At 58.6% G+C, this 15336-nt stretch carries 12 protein-coding genes; 1 reads left to right on the plus strand and 11 read right to left on the minus strand.

The features are described from left to right. Positions 1-4: 4 nt before the first annotated feature. On the minus strand, positions 5-1117 hold the full coding sequence (locus tag ACYZTU_RS22905) for an S-(hydroxymethyl)glutathione dehydrogenase/class III alcohol dehydrogenase (RefSeq protein ID WP_449644930.1): 1113 nt from the start codon (positions 1115-1117) through the stop codon (positions 5-7). 105 nt (positions 1118-1222) lie between these two features. Here ACYZTU_RS22905 and ACYZTU_RS22910 point away from each other — a divergent pair, with 105 nt between their 5' ends. Further along, the gene (locus ACYZTU_RS22910; protein ID WP_449644929.1) at positions 1223-2119 is read left to right on the plus strand and encodes a LysR family transcriptional regulator; all 897 of its coding nucleotides are present in this window, start codon (positions 1223-1225) and stop codon (positions 2117-2119) included. Here the strand turns inward: ACYZTU_RS22910 and ispD are convergent. The 10 genes from ispD to lpxB form a co-directional block, all read right to left on the minus strand. Further along, positions 2116-2823 carry a 2-C-methyl-D-erythritol 4-phosphate cytidylyltransferase gene (ispD, locus tag ACYZTU_RS22915; RefSeq protein ID WP_461965742.1) on the minus strand — a complete coding sequence of 236 codons (708 nt, stop codon included), beginning with the start codon at positions 2821-2823 and terminating at the stop codon, positions 2116-2118. The genes ACYZTU_RS22910 and ispD overlap by 4 nt on opposite strands. Next, complete coding sequence (ftsB, locus tag ACYZTU_RS22920; RefSeq protein ID WP_461965744.1) at positions 2820-3098, minus strand: cell division protein FtsB; 279 nt, start codon at positions 3096-3098, stop codon at positions 2820-2822. The genes ispD and ftsB overlap by 4 nt, the downstream gene beginning before the upstream one ends. Before the next feature lie 174 nt (positions 3099-3272). Next, on the minus strand, positions 3273-4562 hold the full coding sequence (gene eno / locus ACYZTU_RS22925) for a phosphopyruvate hydratase (protein WP_461965746.1): 1290 nt from the start codon (positions 4560-4562) through the stop codon (positions 3273-3275). Positions 4563-4718: 156 nt separating this feature from the next. Then, positions 4719-5564 carry a 3-deoxy-8-phosphooctulonate synthase gene (kdsA, locus tag ACYZTU_RS22930; protein WP_461965748.1) on the minus strand — a complete coding sequence of 282 codons (846 nt, stop codon included), beginning with the start codon at positions 5562-5564 and terminating at the stop codon, positions 4719-4721. Then, positions 5564-7201, minus strand: a complete 1638-nt coding sequence (locus tag ACYZTU_RS22935) for a CTP synthase (RefSeq protein WP_461965750.1) — start codon at positions 7199-7201, stop codon at positions 5564-5566. The genes kdsA and ACYZTU_RS22935 overlap by 1 nt, the downstream gene beginning before the upstream one ends. Positions 7202-7475: 274 nt before the next feature. Continuing rightward, complete coding sequence (tilS, locus tag ACYZTU_RS22940) at positions 7476-8804, minus strand: tRNA lysidine(34) synthetase TilS (protein ID WP_461965752.1); 1329 nt, start codon at positions 8802-8804, stop codon at positions 7476-7478. A 67-nt stretch (positions 8805-8871) separates the two neighbouring features. Next, positions 8872-9819: an acetyl-CoA carboxylase carboxyltransferase subunit alpha gene (locus tag ACYZTU_RS22945; protein ID WP_149419691.1), complete on the minus strand. Its 948-nt coding sequence runs from the start codon at positions 9817-9819 to the stop codon at positions 8872-8874. A gap of 140 nt (positions 9820-9959) precedes the next feature. Next, complete coding sequence (gene dnaE / locus ACYZTU_RS22950) at positions 9960-13481, minus strand: DNA polymerase III subunit alpha (RefSeq protein ID WP_461965754.1); 3522 nt, start codon at positions 13479-13481, stop codon at positions 9960-9962. Positions 13482-13565: 84 nt separating this feature from the next. Further along, positions 13566-14207: a ribonuclease HII gene (gene rnhB / locus ACYZTU_RS22955; protein ID WP_461965756.1), complete on the minus strand. Its 642-nt coding sequence runs from the start codon at positions 14205-14207 to the stop codon at positions 13566-13568. Then, the gene (gene lpxB, locus ACYZTU_RS22960; RefSeq protein WP_461965758.1) at positions 14204-15334 is read right to left on the minus strand and encodes a lipid-A-disaccharide synthase; all 1131 of its coding nucleotides are present in this window, start codon (positions 15332-15334) and stop codon (positions 14204-14206) included. The genes rnhB and lpxB overlap by 4 nt, the downstream gene beginning before the upstream one ends. Between the last annotated feature and the right edge of the window lie 2 nt (positions 15335-15336).

Raw genomic sequence — 15336 nt, forward strand, 5'->3', positions numbered from 1 at the left:
GACCTCAGAAATGGATGACGCTGCGGATGCTTTTGCCTTCATGCATCAGGTCGAACGCCTTGTTGATATCTTCCAGACCCATGGTGTGGGTGATGAAAGTATCCAGCGGGATCTCACCGGTTTCGGCCATTTCGACATAGCTCGGCAGCTCGGTGCGACCACGCACGCCGCCAAATGCCGAACCGCGCCAGACGCGACCGGTCACCAGCTGGAATGGACGGGTGGCGATTTCCTGGCCGGCACCGGCAACACCGATGATCACCGACTCGCCCCAACCCTTGTGGCAGCACTCAAGTGCAGCACGCATCAATTGGACGTTGCCGATGCATTCAAAGGAAAAGTCGACGCCGCCATCGGTCATGTCAACAATGACTTCCTGGATCGGACGATCGAAATCTTTCGGGTTCACGCAATCGGTTGCACCCAACTGCTTGGCGATCTCGAACTTGGACGGGTTGATGTCGATGGCAATGATCCGCGCAGCCTTGGCTTTGACGGCACCGATGACCGCCGACAGACCGATGCCGCCGAGGCCGAAAATGGCCACCGTATCACCCGGTTTTACCTTGGCCGTATTGAGCACCGCACCAATGCCGGTGGTGACACCGCAACCCAGCAGGCAGACTTTTTCCAAGGGCGCTTCTTTAGGAATCTTGGCGACGGAGATTTCCGGCAACACGGTGTACTCGGAGAATGTCGACGTACCCATGTAGTGGAAAATTGCTTGGCCCTTGTAGGAAAAGCGCGAAGTGCCATCTGGCATCAGGCCTTTACCCTGAGTCGCGCGAATGGCCTGACACAGGTTGGTTTTGCCCGACAGACAGAATTTGCACTGGCGGCATTCCGGGGTGTACAGCGGGATCACATGATCGCCGACGGCGACGGAGGTTACGCCCTCGCCGATTGCTTCAACCACTGCACCACCTTCATGACCAAGGATCGATGGGAAAATGCCTTCCGGGTCCGCGCCCGACAGCGTGTAGGCGTCGGTATGGCAGACACCGGAGGCAACCACGCGCAGCAAAACTTCACCGGCCTTGGGCATGGCGACATCGACTTCAACGATCTCGAGGGGTTTCTTGGCCTCGAAGGCAACGGCAGCGCGCGACTTGATCATGTGGATTCTCCGGTTAATAAAAGCGAGACAGGGAGTGTAATACAGCGCTCTACGGTGAATAATCAGGACAAAAGCAAAACATTATTGCTGTACAGGGATAATCAAATGCCCGAAAACCGCTGGGAAGGTATCGACGAATTCGTCGCCGTCGCCGAATGCAGCCAGTTCACGGCCGCCGCGGAACGCCTTGGGGTTTCGTCCTCCCACATCAGTCGACAAATTGTACGCCTTGAAGAGCGGCTGCAAACGCGCCTGCTTTACCGCAGCACCCGCCGGGTCACTTTGACCGAGGCCGGGCAAACCTTTCTGCAACATTGCCAGCGTTTACAGGATGGTCGAGAAGAAGCACTGCGAGCGGTGGGTGACCTGACCAGCGAACCCAAAGGCATGCTGCGCATGACCTGCGCCGTGGCGTATGGCGAACGCTTCATCGTGCCGCTGGTGACCCGTTTCATGGGGCTCTATCCACAACTACGAATTGACATCGAACTTAGCAATCGTCAACTCGACCTCGTGCATGAAGGCCTGGACCTGGCCATACGCCTTGGTCGCCTGCAGGACTCGCGGCTGGTGGCGGCGCGTCTGGCGCCACGGCGGATGTACCTGTGCGCATCGCCGTCCTACCTGGAACGGTATGGTCGCCCGCATAGCTTGTCGGAACTGAGCCGCCACAACTGCCTCATCGGCAGCTCGGACCTCTGGCAACTGGAACAGAACGGGCGGGAATTTTCGCAGCGGGTGCAGGGAAACTGGCGCTGCAACAGTGGGCAAGCGGTTTTGGATGCGGCGCTACAAGGGGTTGGATTGTGCCAGCTGCCGGACTACTACGTGCTGGAGCATTTTAAAAGTGGTGAGTTGGTTTCGCTGCTGGAAGCCCACCAACCGCCGAACACCGCCGTGTGGGCGCTTTATCCACAACAGCGGCATTTGTCGCCGAAGGTGCGCAAGTTGGTGGATTACTTGAAGGAAGGATTGGCCGAGCGGCCGGAGTACGCTGCCTAGCGACGGTTAGTCCAACGTTGACGCAACCATTCGAGGTCTTCAGGGCGAGTGACCTTGAGGTTGTCGGATCGGCCTTCGATCAACCGCGGAGCCATACCTGCCCACTCCATTGCCGAAGCTTCGTCAGTGATGACCGCGTCTGCCACCAGACTGTCGGCCAATGCCCGATGCAGCGCACCAAGGCGAAACATCTGCGGTGTATAGGCCTGCCAGATCACATTGCGGTCCACGGTTTCCAGCACACGCCCGTGCTTGTCGACGCGCTTGAGGGTGTCCCGTGCAGGAACAGCCAACAAACCACCAACCGGATCGTCAGCCAGTTCACTCAGTAACTTATCGAGATCATCCCGGGCCAGATTCGGCCGTGCGGCATCGTGAACCAACACCCAATCCTCATCATCAGCGCCCAACGCATGCAAATGCAGCAGCGCATTGAGCACCGACCCGGAGCGCTCGGAGCCGCCTTCAACCCGCTGAATACGCGGATCGCAAGCACACGCCAGGTTCGGCCAATAAGGATCATCAACAGCAAGACTGACCACCAACCCTTTCAGGGAAGGATGATCAAGGAAACAGCCGAGGCTGTGTTCTAGAATTGTGCGCCCGCCCAGTTGCAAGTATTGCTTGGGACGGTCCGCGGCCATACGGGCACCGACGCCCGCGGCAGGAATCACGGCCCAGAAGGCCGGTAACGACTGAATCATTGGGCCAACTGGTAAAGGGTTTCACCGTCCTTGACCATGCCCAACTCATGGCGGGCCCGTTCTTCAACGGTCTCCATGCCCTTTTTCAACTCATTGACTTCAGCGTCCATGACCCTATTGCGCTCCAGCAAACCTTCATTCTCAGCGTGTTGATCCGCGATCTGCTGAGTCAGTTCGGCCACTTGCGCCAGGCTGCCATTACCCACCCACAGGCGGTATTGCAGGCCAGCCAGCAGCAGGAGCAAGACGAGGAACAACCAATTGGGACTGCGCATCGAATATCAGGTATCCAGTGAAAAAAGACAGCCATGCCAAAACTTTGAAGCGTCTGATAGCACGAAGCCTGGAAAAACCAGGCTTGTGCTAATAAAGGCATCAGATTAGTGGCAAATCCATCGCTGCAGCGATTTTTTACGACACAATCCGGTGTCTTTTTTACTATCTAGCGATCAACCGCGGAATTCGCTGCGACCGTTGTACTTGGCTTTGCCATTCAACTGCTCTTCGATACGCAGCAGTTGGTTGTACTTGGAAACGCGGTCGGAACGGCACAGGGAGCCGGTCTTGATCTGGCCAGCCGCAGTGCCCACAGCCAGGTCGGCAATGGTCGAATCTTCGGTTTCGCCGGAGCGGTGCGAGATTACGGCAGTGTAACCAGCGGCCTTGGCCATCTGGATGGCTTCCAGGGTTTCGGTCAGGGTACCGATCTGGTTGAACTTGATCAGGATCGAGTTGGCGATCTTTTTATCGATGCCTTCCTTCAGAATCTTGGTGTTGGTGACGAACAGGTCGTCGCCTACCAGCTGAACCTTCTCGCCGATTTTGTCGGTGAGGATTTTCCAGCCAGCCCAGTCGGACTCGTCCAGGCCATCTTCGATGGAGATGATCGGGTAACGCTCGGTCAGACCTTTCAGGTAGTCGGCGAAACCTTCAGCGGTGAATACCTGGCCTTCGCCGGACAGGTTGTATTTACCGTCTTCGTAGAATTCGCTGGCCGCGCAGTCCAGTGCCAGGGTCACGTCGGTGCCCAGCTTGTAACCGGCGTTGGCCACGGCTTCGGAGATCACTTTCAAAGCGTCTTCGTTGGAGGCCAGGTTCGGCGCGAAACCACCTTCGTCACCGACAGCAGTGCTCAAGCCACGGGCTTTCAGAACGGCTTTGAGGTGATGGAAAATCTCGGTGCCCATGCGCAGGCCTTCCGAGAAAGACTTGGCGCCAACCGGCTGAACCATGAATTCCTGGATGTCGACGTTGTTATCGGCGTGCTCGCCACCGTTGATGATGTTCATCATCGGAACCGGCATCGAGTAAACACCCGGGGTGCCGTTCAGGTTGGCGATGTGAGCGTACAGCGGCAGGTCCTGGTCCTGTGCTGCTGCCTTGGCTGCTGCCAGGGAAACGGCGAGGATCGCGTTGGCGCCCAGGGAACCTTTGTTTTCAGTACCGTCGAGCTTGATCATCGCGTGATCCAGGGCTTTCTGGTCGCTTGGGTCTTTACCCAACAACAGGTCGCGAATCGGACCGTTGATGTTCGCGACGGCTTTGAGTACGCCCTTGCCCAGGTAACGGCTCTTGTCGCCATCACGCAGCTCGAGCGCTTCACGCGAGCCAGTGGAAGCACCGGACGGCGCGCAAGCGCTACCGATGATGCCGTTATCGAGAAGCACGTCCGCTTCCACGGTGGGGTTGCCACGGGAGTCGAGAACTTCACGACCTTTGATGTCGACGATTTTTGCCATTGTTGTAAACACTCCAAAGTTGACGAAAACGACGCAGCTGAAGGAAATCTTGTATCGCCGGCAAGTGATGTGCAGCGGGCAGACTTGCGGACGATAAGGCCCAGGCCCGAGGGCCTGAGCATTAATTCGTGCGGTACTTTACCGGAGAAACGAGGATTACGCGGTTTCTACCGTCGGAAAACTCTTCACCAGTTCGTCCATAGCTTTGAGCTGGGCCAGGAATGGCTCCAGTTTGTCCAGACGCAAGGCGCAAGGGCCGTCGCATTTAGCGTTGTCCGGGTCCGGGTGAGCTTCGAGAAACAGACCGGCCAAAGACTGGCTCATACCGGCTTTCGCCAGATCGGTGACCTGGCCGCGGCGACCGCCGGCGGAATCGGAGCGACCGCCAGGCATTTGCAGCGCGTGGGTCACGTCGAAGAACACCGGGTATTCGAACTGCTTCATGATGCCGAAGCCGAGCATGTCGACGACCAGGTTGTTGTAGCCGAAGCTCGAACCGCGCTCGCAGAGGATCAACTGATCGTTACCCGCTTCCACGCACTTGCTCAGGATGTGTTTCATTTCCTGAGGGGCGAGGAACTGGGCTTTCTTGATGTTGATCACCGCACCGGTCTTGGCCATCGCGACCACAAGGTCGGTCTGGCGAGACAGGAAGGCCGGCAGCTGGATGATATCGCAGACTTCAGCGACGACCGCGGCCTGATCAGGCTCGTGGACGTCGGTGATGATCGGCACGCCGAAAGCTTGCTTGATGTCCTGGAAAATCCGCATGCCCTCTTCCAGGCCAGGGCCACGGTAAGAGGTCACGGAGGAACGGTTAGCCTTGTCGAAGCTGGCCTTGAACACATAAGGGATCCCGAGTTTCTCGGTAACCTTTACGTATTCTTCACAGACCTGCATCGCCATGTCGCGGCTTTCCAACACGTTCATGCCACCGAAAAGCACCATTGGCTTGTCGTTGGCAATCTCGATATCGCCTACGCGAATGATCTTCTGCGCCATCAGATTTGCGCCTTCTTCTGGTGTTGAATCAAAGCTGCTTTAACGAAACCGCTGAACAACGGGTGACCGTCGCGTGGCGTCGAGGTGAACTCAGGGTGGAACTGGCAAGCGACGAACCATGGATGATCCGGAGCTTCAATCACTTCAACCAGCGCGCCATCACCGGAACGACCGGTGATTTTCAGACCGGCCTCCATGATTTGCGGCAGCAGGTTGTTGTTCACTTCGTAGCGGTGACGGTGACGCTCGACGATCACGTCTTTGGCGTAGCAATCGTGCACCAGGGAGCCTGGCTCAAGCAGGCAATCCTGAGCGCCTAGGCGCATGGTGCCGCCCAAGTCGGAGGCTTCGGTACGGATTTCGACAGCGCCGGTGGCGTCTTCCCACTCGGTGATCAGACCCACGACCGGGTGACCGCTGGCGCGATCGAACTCGGTGGAGTTGGCGTCTTTCCAGCCCAGCACGTTACGAGCGAACTCGATCACAGCCACTTGCATGCCCAGACAGATGCCGAGGTAGGGAACCTTGTTTTCGCGAGCGTATTGAACGGCAGTGATCTTGCCTTCCACGCCACGCAGGCCGAAGCCGCCAGGTACCAGAATCGCGTCGACGCCTTCCAGCAGCGCAGTGCCCTGGTTTTCGATGTCTTCGGAGTCGATGTAGCGCAGGTTGACCTTGGTGCGGTTGCTGATGCCGGCATGACTCATCGCTTCGATCAGCGACTTGTAGGCGTCCAGCAGTTCCATGTACTTGCCGACCATGGCGATGGTGACTTCATGCTCAGGGTTGAGCTTGGCGTCGACCACAGCTTCCCACTCCGACAGATCGGCGCCGCCACATTGCAGGCCGAAACGCTCGACGACGAAATCATCCAGGCCCTGGGAGTGCAGAATGCCCGGGATCTTGTAGATGGTGTCGGCGTCTTCCAGCGCGATCACCGCACGTTCTTCAACGTTGGTGAATTGCGCGATCTTGCGACGCGAAGAGATGTCGATCGGGTGATCGGAACGGCAGACCAGGACGTCTGGTTGCAGACCGATGGAACGCAGTTCCTTGACCGAGTGCTGAGTAGGCTTGGTTTTGGTTTCACCGGCAGTGGCGATGTACGGCACCAGTGTCAGGTGCATCAGCATCGCGCGCTTGGCGCCGACTTCGAAACGCAATTGACGGATCGCTTCGAGGAACGGCTGGGATTCGATGTCACCCACGGTGCCACCGATTTCGACCATGGCCACGTCGGCATCGCCGGCGCCCTTGATGATCCGGCGCTTGATTTCGTCGGTGATGTGCGGGATCACCTGAATGGTGGCGCCCAGGTAATCACCACGGCGCTCTTTGCGCAGGACGTGTTCGTAGACACGGCCGGTGGTGAAGTTGTTGTTCTGGGTCATGGTCGTGCGGATGAACCGCTCGTAGTGGCCCAGGTCCAGGTCGGTCTCGGCGCCGTCGTGGGTGACGAACACTTCACCGTGCTGGAACGGGCTCATGGTGCCCGGGTCAACGTTGATGTACGGGTCCAGCTTCAGCATGGTGACCTTAAGTCCCCGCGCCTCCAGGATGGCCGCCAATGAAGCCGATGCGATGCCTTTCCCCAATGAAGAAACAACACCGCCCGTGACGAATATGTAGCGCGTCATGAAAAACCCTAGAAGTCTGCGTTAAAGCGGTCCGAGCCGCCGGGGAAAGCGAAGGAAGGCCGAAGCCCCCGATCACCTGCATTAATCACAGTGCACCTTTCAAAAAAACCGCCGCGTTGGGACAGACCGGAAGATGAAACACCGGTACGTTGCTCGCTACACATTTTTTGGAATCGCCCAGCAAAGACTGCTTGGTAATCGGCAACTCCTGCAATTCAGGCGAATCCACAGAAGTTGTATCAAGAAGGGAGCGTAGTCTACCGGAAAGCCCCTTTCAGCTCAAACCTTGATCTTCATGCGGCGGCTGCCAATGCAAATTCCAACGGTCCTTTGCACTGCCGCCCAAGCCCCGCAGGTTGGCCACCGCCAGCAATTGCTCGCCGCGGTAGAGCAGCGGCAATCTGCCACGGGCGAAACCCGGCACGCCGCTTTCGTTGAGCAATCGCTTCAGATCGCGATGGCCGCGACCGGGCAGACTCATGACCTCACCACCTTCACGATAGCGGATATGCAGCGGACCATCGGGAATTTGGCCGGTGAGTGTGAGCTCGCCGTTGTCAGGCAACACCAGCGATAGCGAGGGATCAGGCCAATTTCCGACGGCGGGCGGCGTGCGCAACCAGCTACCGGACAACCACCAGATACGCCCACCCGCCCGATGCAGTTCGCCATCCGCCAGCCGCCAGATCGGGTGGGCATCGCCGGTGGCATCGCGTAAATCCTCCCAACCCGACCAATGGTCAGTGTCTGGCAGTCGCGTCAGCGGTTCGAGCCAATGACTCAACGCATTACGCTGACGAGCAGCGGAGAGCTTTTCCAATGCCGTCAGTTCCAGCGACGGCAATCCCAGCCAATCAAAATCATTGGTCGTGCTGGCGTCGGTCAGGTCGATTTGCGCAAGCTCATCGAGCAATCCCTGCGCTTCACTCAGATGTGCAACGCTGCGGGCCATGGTCGCCAGCGCTTGCGGCCAGCGCTCAGTCAATACTGGGAAAACCTGATGCCGCAGGTAATTACGCGAGAACTGTCGGTTTTGGTTCGAAGGGTCTTCGATCCAGTTCAGCCGATGCTCGGCCGCATAAGCCTCAAGTTCAGCCCGCGTGACATCGAGCAATGGACGAAGCAGCTGCCCTTTACCGAGCGGGCGCTGGCGTGGCATCCCCGATAATCCCCTCACCCCTGCCCCACGCAACATCCGAAACAACAGGGTTTCTGCCTGATCGTCACGGTGCTGGGCGGTCATCAACACTTCATTGGCCTGAGTCGCCTCGATGAACGCGGCATATCGCGCATCCCGGGCTGCACGCTCAAGGCTGGCGCCGGGCTGGACCTGCACGCGAACAACTTGCAGCGGCACATGCAGAGCATCGCAGACCGACTGACAATGATCCGGCCACGCATCAGCCGCAGCTTGAAGGCCGTGGTGGACGTGAATGGCGTTTAGCGCCGGTAGGGATTCGGTTTTTGCGAGGTGGGCGAGAAGGTGCAGCAGAACGGTAGAATCGAGACCACCGGAGAAGGCGATGTGCCAGGTTGTGGCGTTGCGCCACGGTGCAAGATTCAGCAGAAGCCTGGAAGGCAGATCAATCTTGGATGAGCTCATAGTGTCCACTTCGCCCAAATCAAATGTGGGAGCGAACTCGCTCCCACATGGGTATGGCGAGGTCAGATCAGAGACCGTAGCTCATCAGACGCTCGTAACGACGAGCCAACAGCGCTTCGTTGTCGAACTTCTTCAACATCGCCAGCTGCGAGCTCAGCTCGGCACGGATCGATGCAGCCGCAGCGGCTGGATTACGGTGCGCGCCACCCAAAGGCTCGCCAATCACTTTATCCACAATACCCAGGCCTTTGAGGCGCTCGGCAGTGATGCCCATGGCTTCAGCGGCGTCCGGTGCTTTCTCGGCGGTCTTCCACAGAATCGAAGCGCAACCTTCCGGCGAAATGACCGCGTAGGTCGAGTACTGCAGCATGTTCAGTTGATCGCAAACGCCGATTGCCAGAGCGCCCCCGGAACCACCTTCACCAATTACGGTGGCGATGATTGGGGTTTTCAGGCGTGCCATGACGCGCAGGTTCCAGGCAATCGCTTCGCTCTGGTTGCGCTCTTCAGCGTCGATACCCGGGTAGGCGCCCGGAGTGTCAATGAAGGTCAGGATCGGCATTTTGAAACGTTCTGCCATTTCCATCAGACGGCACGCCTTGCGGTAGCCTTCCGGACGCGGCATGCCGAAGTTGCGGCGAACCTTCTCGCGCACTTCACGGCCTTTCTGGTGACCGATGATCATCACCGGCTCATCGTCCAGACGGGCGATACCGCCGACGATGGCGGCGTCGTCGGAGAAGTGACGGTCGCCGTGCAGTTCGTCGAACTCGGTGAAGATATGTTCGATGTAGTCCAGGGTGTACGGGCGACGCGGGTGACGCGCCAGACGCGCGATCTGCCAGCTGGTCAGCTTGCCGAAGATGTCTTCGGTCAGCGTGCTGCTTTTGTCCTGCAGGCGGGAGATCTCATCGCCGATATTCAGCGAATTGTCATTACCGACCAAGCGCAACTCTTCGATCTTGGCTTGCAGGTCGGCGATCGGCTGTTCGAAATCTAGAAAATTCGGGTTCATAGGCGTCCGTCTTGGGTCGACATCCAAGAGAGCTTGGGCCGGCCGGTTGTCTATTCGCGCCCTACCTTAAGGGAGAGGCGCGTTCAGGTCGAGATTAAAGATTCAGGTCGAGATCAGGTCCCTTCAATAGGACCTGACCGTCAACGGTATTGGAGGAAGACGTTGTCTCGCCCGAACTGGTCACGCAGGGCTTGAATCAAAGCATCCGCCGGGTCGATTCGCCAGGTCTCGCCGAACTGCAGCAAGGCTTTCGCATCGGGGCTCGTGTATTCCATGGTGATCGGGCACGCACCACGGTGACGCTTGAACAGTTCACCCAGCCAGCGTAGCTGATCGCCCTTGAGGTCCTTGGTCTGCAGCTTCAAGCGCAGGCTTTCGGCCAGATTGGTGCGCGCATCTTCCATGCTCATCACCCGCTTGACCCGCAGCCGCAGCCCGCCGGAGAAATCGTCGTTACTGACTTCGCCTTCGACCACCACCATCGCGTCAGTCTGCAACAACGACTGCGCCGAATGGAATGCTTCGGCGAACAGCGACGCTTCGATCCGTCCAGAGCGGTCGTCGAGGGTAATGAAACCCATCTTGTCGCCCTTTTTGTTCTTCATGACTCGCAAGGCGATGATCATGCCCGCGACGGTCTGGGTATCACGAGCCGGTTTCAGGTCGATGATGCGCTGACGAGCGAAACGGCGGATCTCGCCTTCGTATTCGTCGATCGGGTGACCGGTCAGGTACAGGCCCAGGGTATCTTTCTCCCCTTTCAGGCGTTCCTTGAGGGTCAGTTCCTTGGCCTTGCGGTGAATGGCGTAGACATCGGCGTCTTCCTCGACGAACAGCCCGCCAAACAGGTCGGCATGGCCACTGTCGTGGGTGCGAGCGGTTTGTTCGGCGGCCTTGATCGCCCCTTCCATCGCTGTCAGCAACACCGCGCGGTTTTGGTCGATGTTGGCTTGATAGGCTTTCGGTTCGTCATGGAAAAACGGCCCTAGACGATCCAGCGCACCGCTGCGGATCAAACCGTCCAAGGTGCGTTTGTTGATACGCTTGAGATCGACACGGGCGCAGAAATCGAACAGATCTGTAAACGGACCGTCCCGACGCGCCTCGGTGATCGCTTCCACCGGACCTTCGCCCACACCCTTGATCGCGCCGAGGCCGTAAATAATGCGGCCTTCGTCATTTACCGTGAACTTGAACTCAGAGGTATTCACATCCGGCGCGTCGAGACGCAGCTTCATGGTGCGAATTTCTTCGATCAAGGTCACGACCTTGTCGGTGTTGTGCATATCCGCCGACAGCACCGCCGCCATGAACGGCGCCGGGTAATGCGTTTTCAGCCACGCGGTCTGGTAAGACACCAGGCCGTAAGCCGCGGAGTGGGACTTGTTGAAGCCGTAACCGGCGAATTTTTCCACCAGGTCGAAAATGTTACCGGACAGGTCCGCGTCGATATTGTTAGCGGTGCAACCTTCAATGAAACCGCCGCGCTGCTTGGCCATTTCTTCGGGCTTTTTCTTACCCATGGCCCGACGCAGCATATCCGCGCCACCCAGGGTGTAGCCGGCCATGACCTGGGCAATCTGCATCACCTGTTCCTGATACAGGATGATGCCGTAAGTCGGTGCCAATACGGGCTTAAGGCCTTCATACTGATAGTCCGAGTGCGGGTACGCCAGTTCGGCGCGACCGTGCTTACGGTTGATAAAGTCGTCCACCATGCCCGATTGCAACGGGCCCGGACGGAACAGGGCCACCAGTGCGATCAAGTCTTCCAGGCAGTCAGGCTTGAGCTTTTTGATCAGCTCCTTCATGCCCCGGGACTCGAGCTGGAACACCGCCGTGGTTTCGGCTTTTTGCAGCAACTGATAGGTCGGCTTGTCATCCAGCGGGATGAAAGCAATGTCCAGCGGCGGCTCATCAACCTTGGCGCGGTCGCGGTTAATCGTTTTCAGCGCCCAGTCGATGACCGTCAGCGTCCGTAGACCGAGGAAGTCGAACTTCACCAGACCGGCAGCCTCAACGTCGTCTTTGTCGAACTGGGTTACCAGACCATCACCGGCCTCGTCGCAATAGATCGGCGAAAAGTCAGTCAGTTTGGTTGGCGCAATAACCACACCACCGGCGTGCTTGCCGACGTTACGCACAACGCCTTCAAGCTTGCGGGCCATTTCCCAGATTTCTGCGGCCTCTTCATCGACCTTGATGAAGTCACGCAGGATTTCTTCCTGTTCGTAGGCCTTTTCCAGGGTCATGCCGACTTCAAACGGGATCATCTTCGACAGACGATCCGCCAGTCCGTAGGACTTGCCCTGCACCCGAGCCACGTCACGGACCACCGCTTTTGCTGCCATGGAACCGAAGGTGATGATCTGGCTTACGGCGTTGCGGCCGTATTTTCCGGCCACGTATTCGATGACCCGGTCGCGACCATCCATGCAGAAGTCGACGTCGAAGTCGGGCATCGATACCCGTTCCGGGTTAAGGAAACGTTCGAACAGCAGGTCATATTCCAGTGGATCGAGGTCGGTGATCTTCTGCACATAGGCCACCAGCGACCCGGCACCCGACCCACGACCAGGACCTACCGGCACGCCGTTGCTCTTGGCCCACTGGATGAAGTCCATAACGATCAGGAAGTAACCGGGGAAGCCCATCTGGATGATGATATCCAGCTCGAAATTCAGCCGGTCGACATAGACCTGACGCTTGGCTTCGTAGTCTTCGGTGGTGTCCTTGGGCAACAGAACACTGAGACGTTCTTCCAGACCGTCGAAGGAAACCTTGCGGAAGTATTCATCGATGGTCATGCCATCGGGAATCGGGAAGTTGGGCAGGAAGTGCTTGCCCAGCTTGACTTCGATGTTGCAGCGCTTGGCAATTTCGACGGTGTTTTCCAGCGCCTCGGGCAAGTCACTGAACAGATCGGCCATTTCCTCGGTGCTTTTGAGGTATTGCTGATCGCTGTAATTCTTCGAACGCCGCGGATCGTCGAGGGCACGCCCCTCACCGATGCAAACGCGGGTTTCGTGAGCCGCAAAGTCTTCCTGCTTGATGAAGCGCACGTCGTTGGTCGCCACCAGTGGCGCACCGATTTTCTCGGCCAGGGCCACGGCGCCGTGCAATTGCTCTTCATCGTAGGGGCGGTTGGTGCGCTGGATCTCCAGATAGAAACGGTCCGGGAACACCGCCATCCATTCGCGGGCCAGGGTCTCGGCTTCGGCCGGGTTGCCGCCGAGCATCGCCAGGCCGATCTCGCCTTCTTTCGCCGCCGACAGCATGATCAAGCCTTCACTGGCTTCAGCCACCCACTCGCGCTCGATGATGACCGAGCCGTTGCGTTGGCCGTCGATGAAGCCGCGGGAGATCAGTTCGGTGAGGTTGCGATAGCCCACGGCGTTCATCGCCAGCAGGCTGATCCGGCTCAACGGACTGTCCGGGTCCTTGTTCGACAGCCACAGGTCGGCGCCGCAGATCGGCTTGATCCCGGCGCCCATGGCCGCTTTGTAGAATTTGACCAGGGAACACATATTGTTCTGGTCGGTGACCGCTACGGCAGGCATGTTCATGCCGACCAGTGTCTTGACCAGCGGTTTGATCCGCACCAGACCGTCGACCAGGGAATACTCAGTGTGCAGGCGTAGATGAACGAATGAAGCCGGCATAGTGATCCTGTCTAGAAACTAGAAACGTGGAAGACAACAAGGCCCGGATTGTACCGGGCCTTGGCAAAAACATCAGCCTTGTGACTAACTCTCGATCAGGTTTTCCCGAGCCTCGTAAGCCATACGTACGGGGGCGAAGGAGCGGCGGTGAATCGGCGTTGGCCCCAAGCGGGCGAGCGCCTCCAGATGAACGGGCGTCGGGTAGCCTTTGTGGCCACCGATGCCGTAACCCGGGTAAATCAGCTCAAACGCTGCCATCTCGCGGTCGCGGCTGACCTTGGCCAGAATCGACGCGGCAGCGATGGCCGGCACCTTACCGTCGCCCTGCACCACCGCTTCGGCGCGCATGGACAGTTTCGGGCAACGGTTGCCGTCGATCATTGCCAGTTTCGGTGTGATGTGCAGGCCTTCGACTGCGCGCTGCATGGCCAGCATGGTGGCGTGAAGGATGTTCAGCTCGTCGATTTCTTCGACTTCGGCCCGGGCGATGCACCAGCTCAGGGCTTTTTCGCAGATCTCGTCGTAGAGCTTTTCACGGCGGGCTTCGGTGAGCTTCTTCGAATCGTTCAGGCCCAGGATCGGACGGTTCGGATCGAGGATCACCGCGGCTGTCACCACCGCACCGCAGAGCGGGCCGCGACCGACTTCGTCGACGCCGGCGACCAGATCTTCAACTTCGGCGACCAGAGTGAAGTCCAGGCCCATCTGAGTGCTTGCTTTGCTCATTGTGTTTTGCCGATCAGGTTCAGTACCGCGTCCGCCGCCTGATTGGAGGCGTCCAGACGTAAGGTTCGGTGAATTTCATCGAAGCCGCGGGTCTGTTCTTCACCGCCTTCGATCAGTGGCGACAGCGTCTGGGCCAAGGCTTCAACTGTCGCGTCGTCCTGCAGCAACTCGGGCACCAACAGGCGCTGTGCCAGCAGGTTAGGCAACGAGATATACGGGCTTTTCACCATGCGCTTGAGAATCCAGAACGTCAGCGGTGCCAAACGGTAAGCGACCACCATCGGCCGCTTGTACAACAACGCTTCAAGCGTAGCGGTGCCGGAGGCGATCAACACTGCGTCACAGGCTGCCAGGGCCAGATGGGAGTTGCCATTGAGCAAGGTCAATGGCAAATCGCGACCGGCCAGCAATTCTTCCAGCTGCGCTCGGCGCTCAGGGCTGGCGCACGGCATGACGAAACGCACGCCGGGGCGCAAGGCCCGCAGGCGCTGGGCGGTATCGAGGAACAGCGCACCCAGACGGCCGACTTCGCCACCGCGACTGCCCGGCATCAGCGCAACCAACGGCCCGTCTGGCAAGCCGAGTTCAGCCCGCGCTGCAGCGCGATCCGCTTCAAGCGGGATAGCATCAGCCAGGGAGTGCCCGACAAACCGCACCGGCACGCCCTTCTCTTCATAAAATTTCGCTTCGAACGGGAACAACGTCAGCATCAGGTCGCAGCCTTCGCGAATCTTCAGCACCCGCTTCTGCCGCCACGCCCAAACCGACGGGCTGACGTAATGCACGGTCTTGATCCCGGCCTGACGCAGCTTCAGTTCGATATTGAGGTTGAAGTCCGGGGCATCGATGCCGATGAACACATCCGGCTTCTGGGCGATCAGGTCCGCAATCAACTTTTTGCGACGAGCCATCAGCTCACGCAATCGGCCCAGCACTTCCACCAGGCCCATGACAGAGAGACGCTCCATCGGAAAATACGAGGTCAGGCCTTCAGCCTGCATCAGCGGACCGCCGACACCGATGAACTCGGCCGCCGGATGCTGAGCCTTGAGTGCGCGCATCAGACCCGCGCCCAGAATGTCACCAGAAGCCTCGCCCGCCACCAGCGCAATACGCAGATTAGCCATGA

It is taken from the genome of Pseudomonas sp. HLT2-19-2, assembly GCF_054898005.1.

Excerpts from the sequence above, each read along its gene's own strand:
- tilS (WP_461965752.1), bottom strand. The coding sequence starts at position 8,804 with ATGAGCTCATCCAAGATTGATCTGCCTTCCAGGCTTCTGCTGAATCTT.
- rnhB (WP_461965756.1), bottom strand. The coding sequence starts at position 14,207 with ATGAGCAAAGCAAGCACTCAGATGGGCCTGGACTTCACTCTGGTCGCC.
- ispD (WP_461965742.1), bottom strand. The coding sequence starts at position 2,823 with ATGATTCAGTCGTTACCGGCCTTCTGGGCCGTGATTCCTGCCGCGGGC.
- ACYZTU_RS22905 (WP_449644930.1), bottom strand. The coding sequence starts at position 1,117 with ATGATCAAGTCGCGCGCTGCCGTTGCCTTCGAGGCCAAGAAACCCCTC.
- ACYZTU_RS22945 (WP_149419691.1), bottom strand. The coding sequence starts at position 9,819 with ATGAACCCGAATTTTCTAGATTTCGAACAGCCGATCGCCGACCTGCAA.
- ACYZTU_RS22935 (WP_461965750.1), bottom strand. The coding sequence starts at position 7,201 with ATGACGCGCTACATATTCGTCACGGGCGGTGTTGTTTCTTCATTGGGG.
- lpxB (WP_461965758.1), bottom strand. The coding sequence starts at position 15,334 with ATGGCTAATCTGCGTATTGCGCTGGTGGCGGGCGAGGCTTCTGGTGAC.
- dnaE (WP_461965754.1), bottom strand. The coding sequence starts at position 13,481 with ATGCCGGCTTCATTCGTTCATCTACGCCTGCACACTGAGTATTCCCTG.
- ACYZTU_RS22910 (WP_449644929.1), top strand. The coding sequence starts at position 1,223 with ATGCCCGAAAACCGCTGGGAAGGTATCGACGAATTCGTCGCCGTCGCC.
- kdsA (WP_461965748.1), bottom strand. The coding sequence starts at position 5,564 with ATGGCGCAGAAGATCATTCGCGTAGGCGATATCGAGATTGCCAACGAC.
- eno (WP_461965746.1), bottom strand. The coding sequence starts at position 4,562 with ATGGCAAAAATCGTCGACATCAAAGGTCGTGAAGTTCTCGACTCCCGT.
- ftsB (WP_461965744.1), bottom strand. The coding sequence starts at position 3,098 with ATGCGCAGTCCCAATTGGTTGTTCCTCGTCTTGCTCCTGCTGCTGGCT.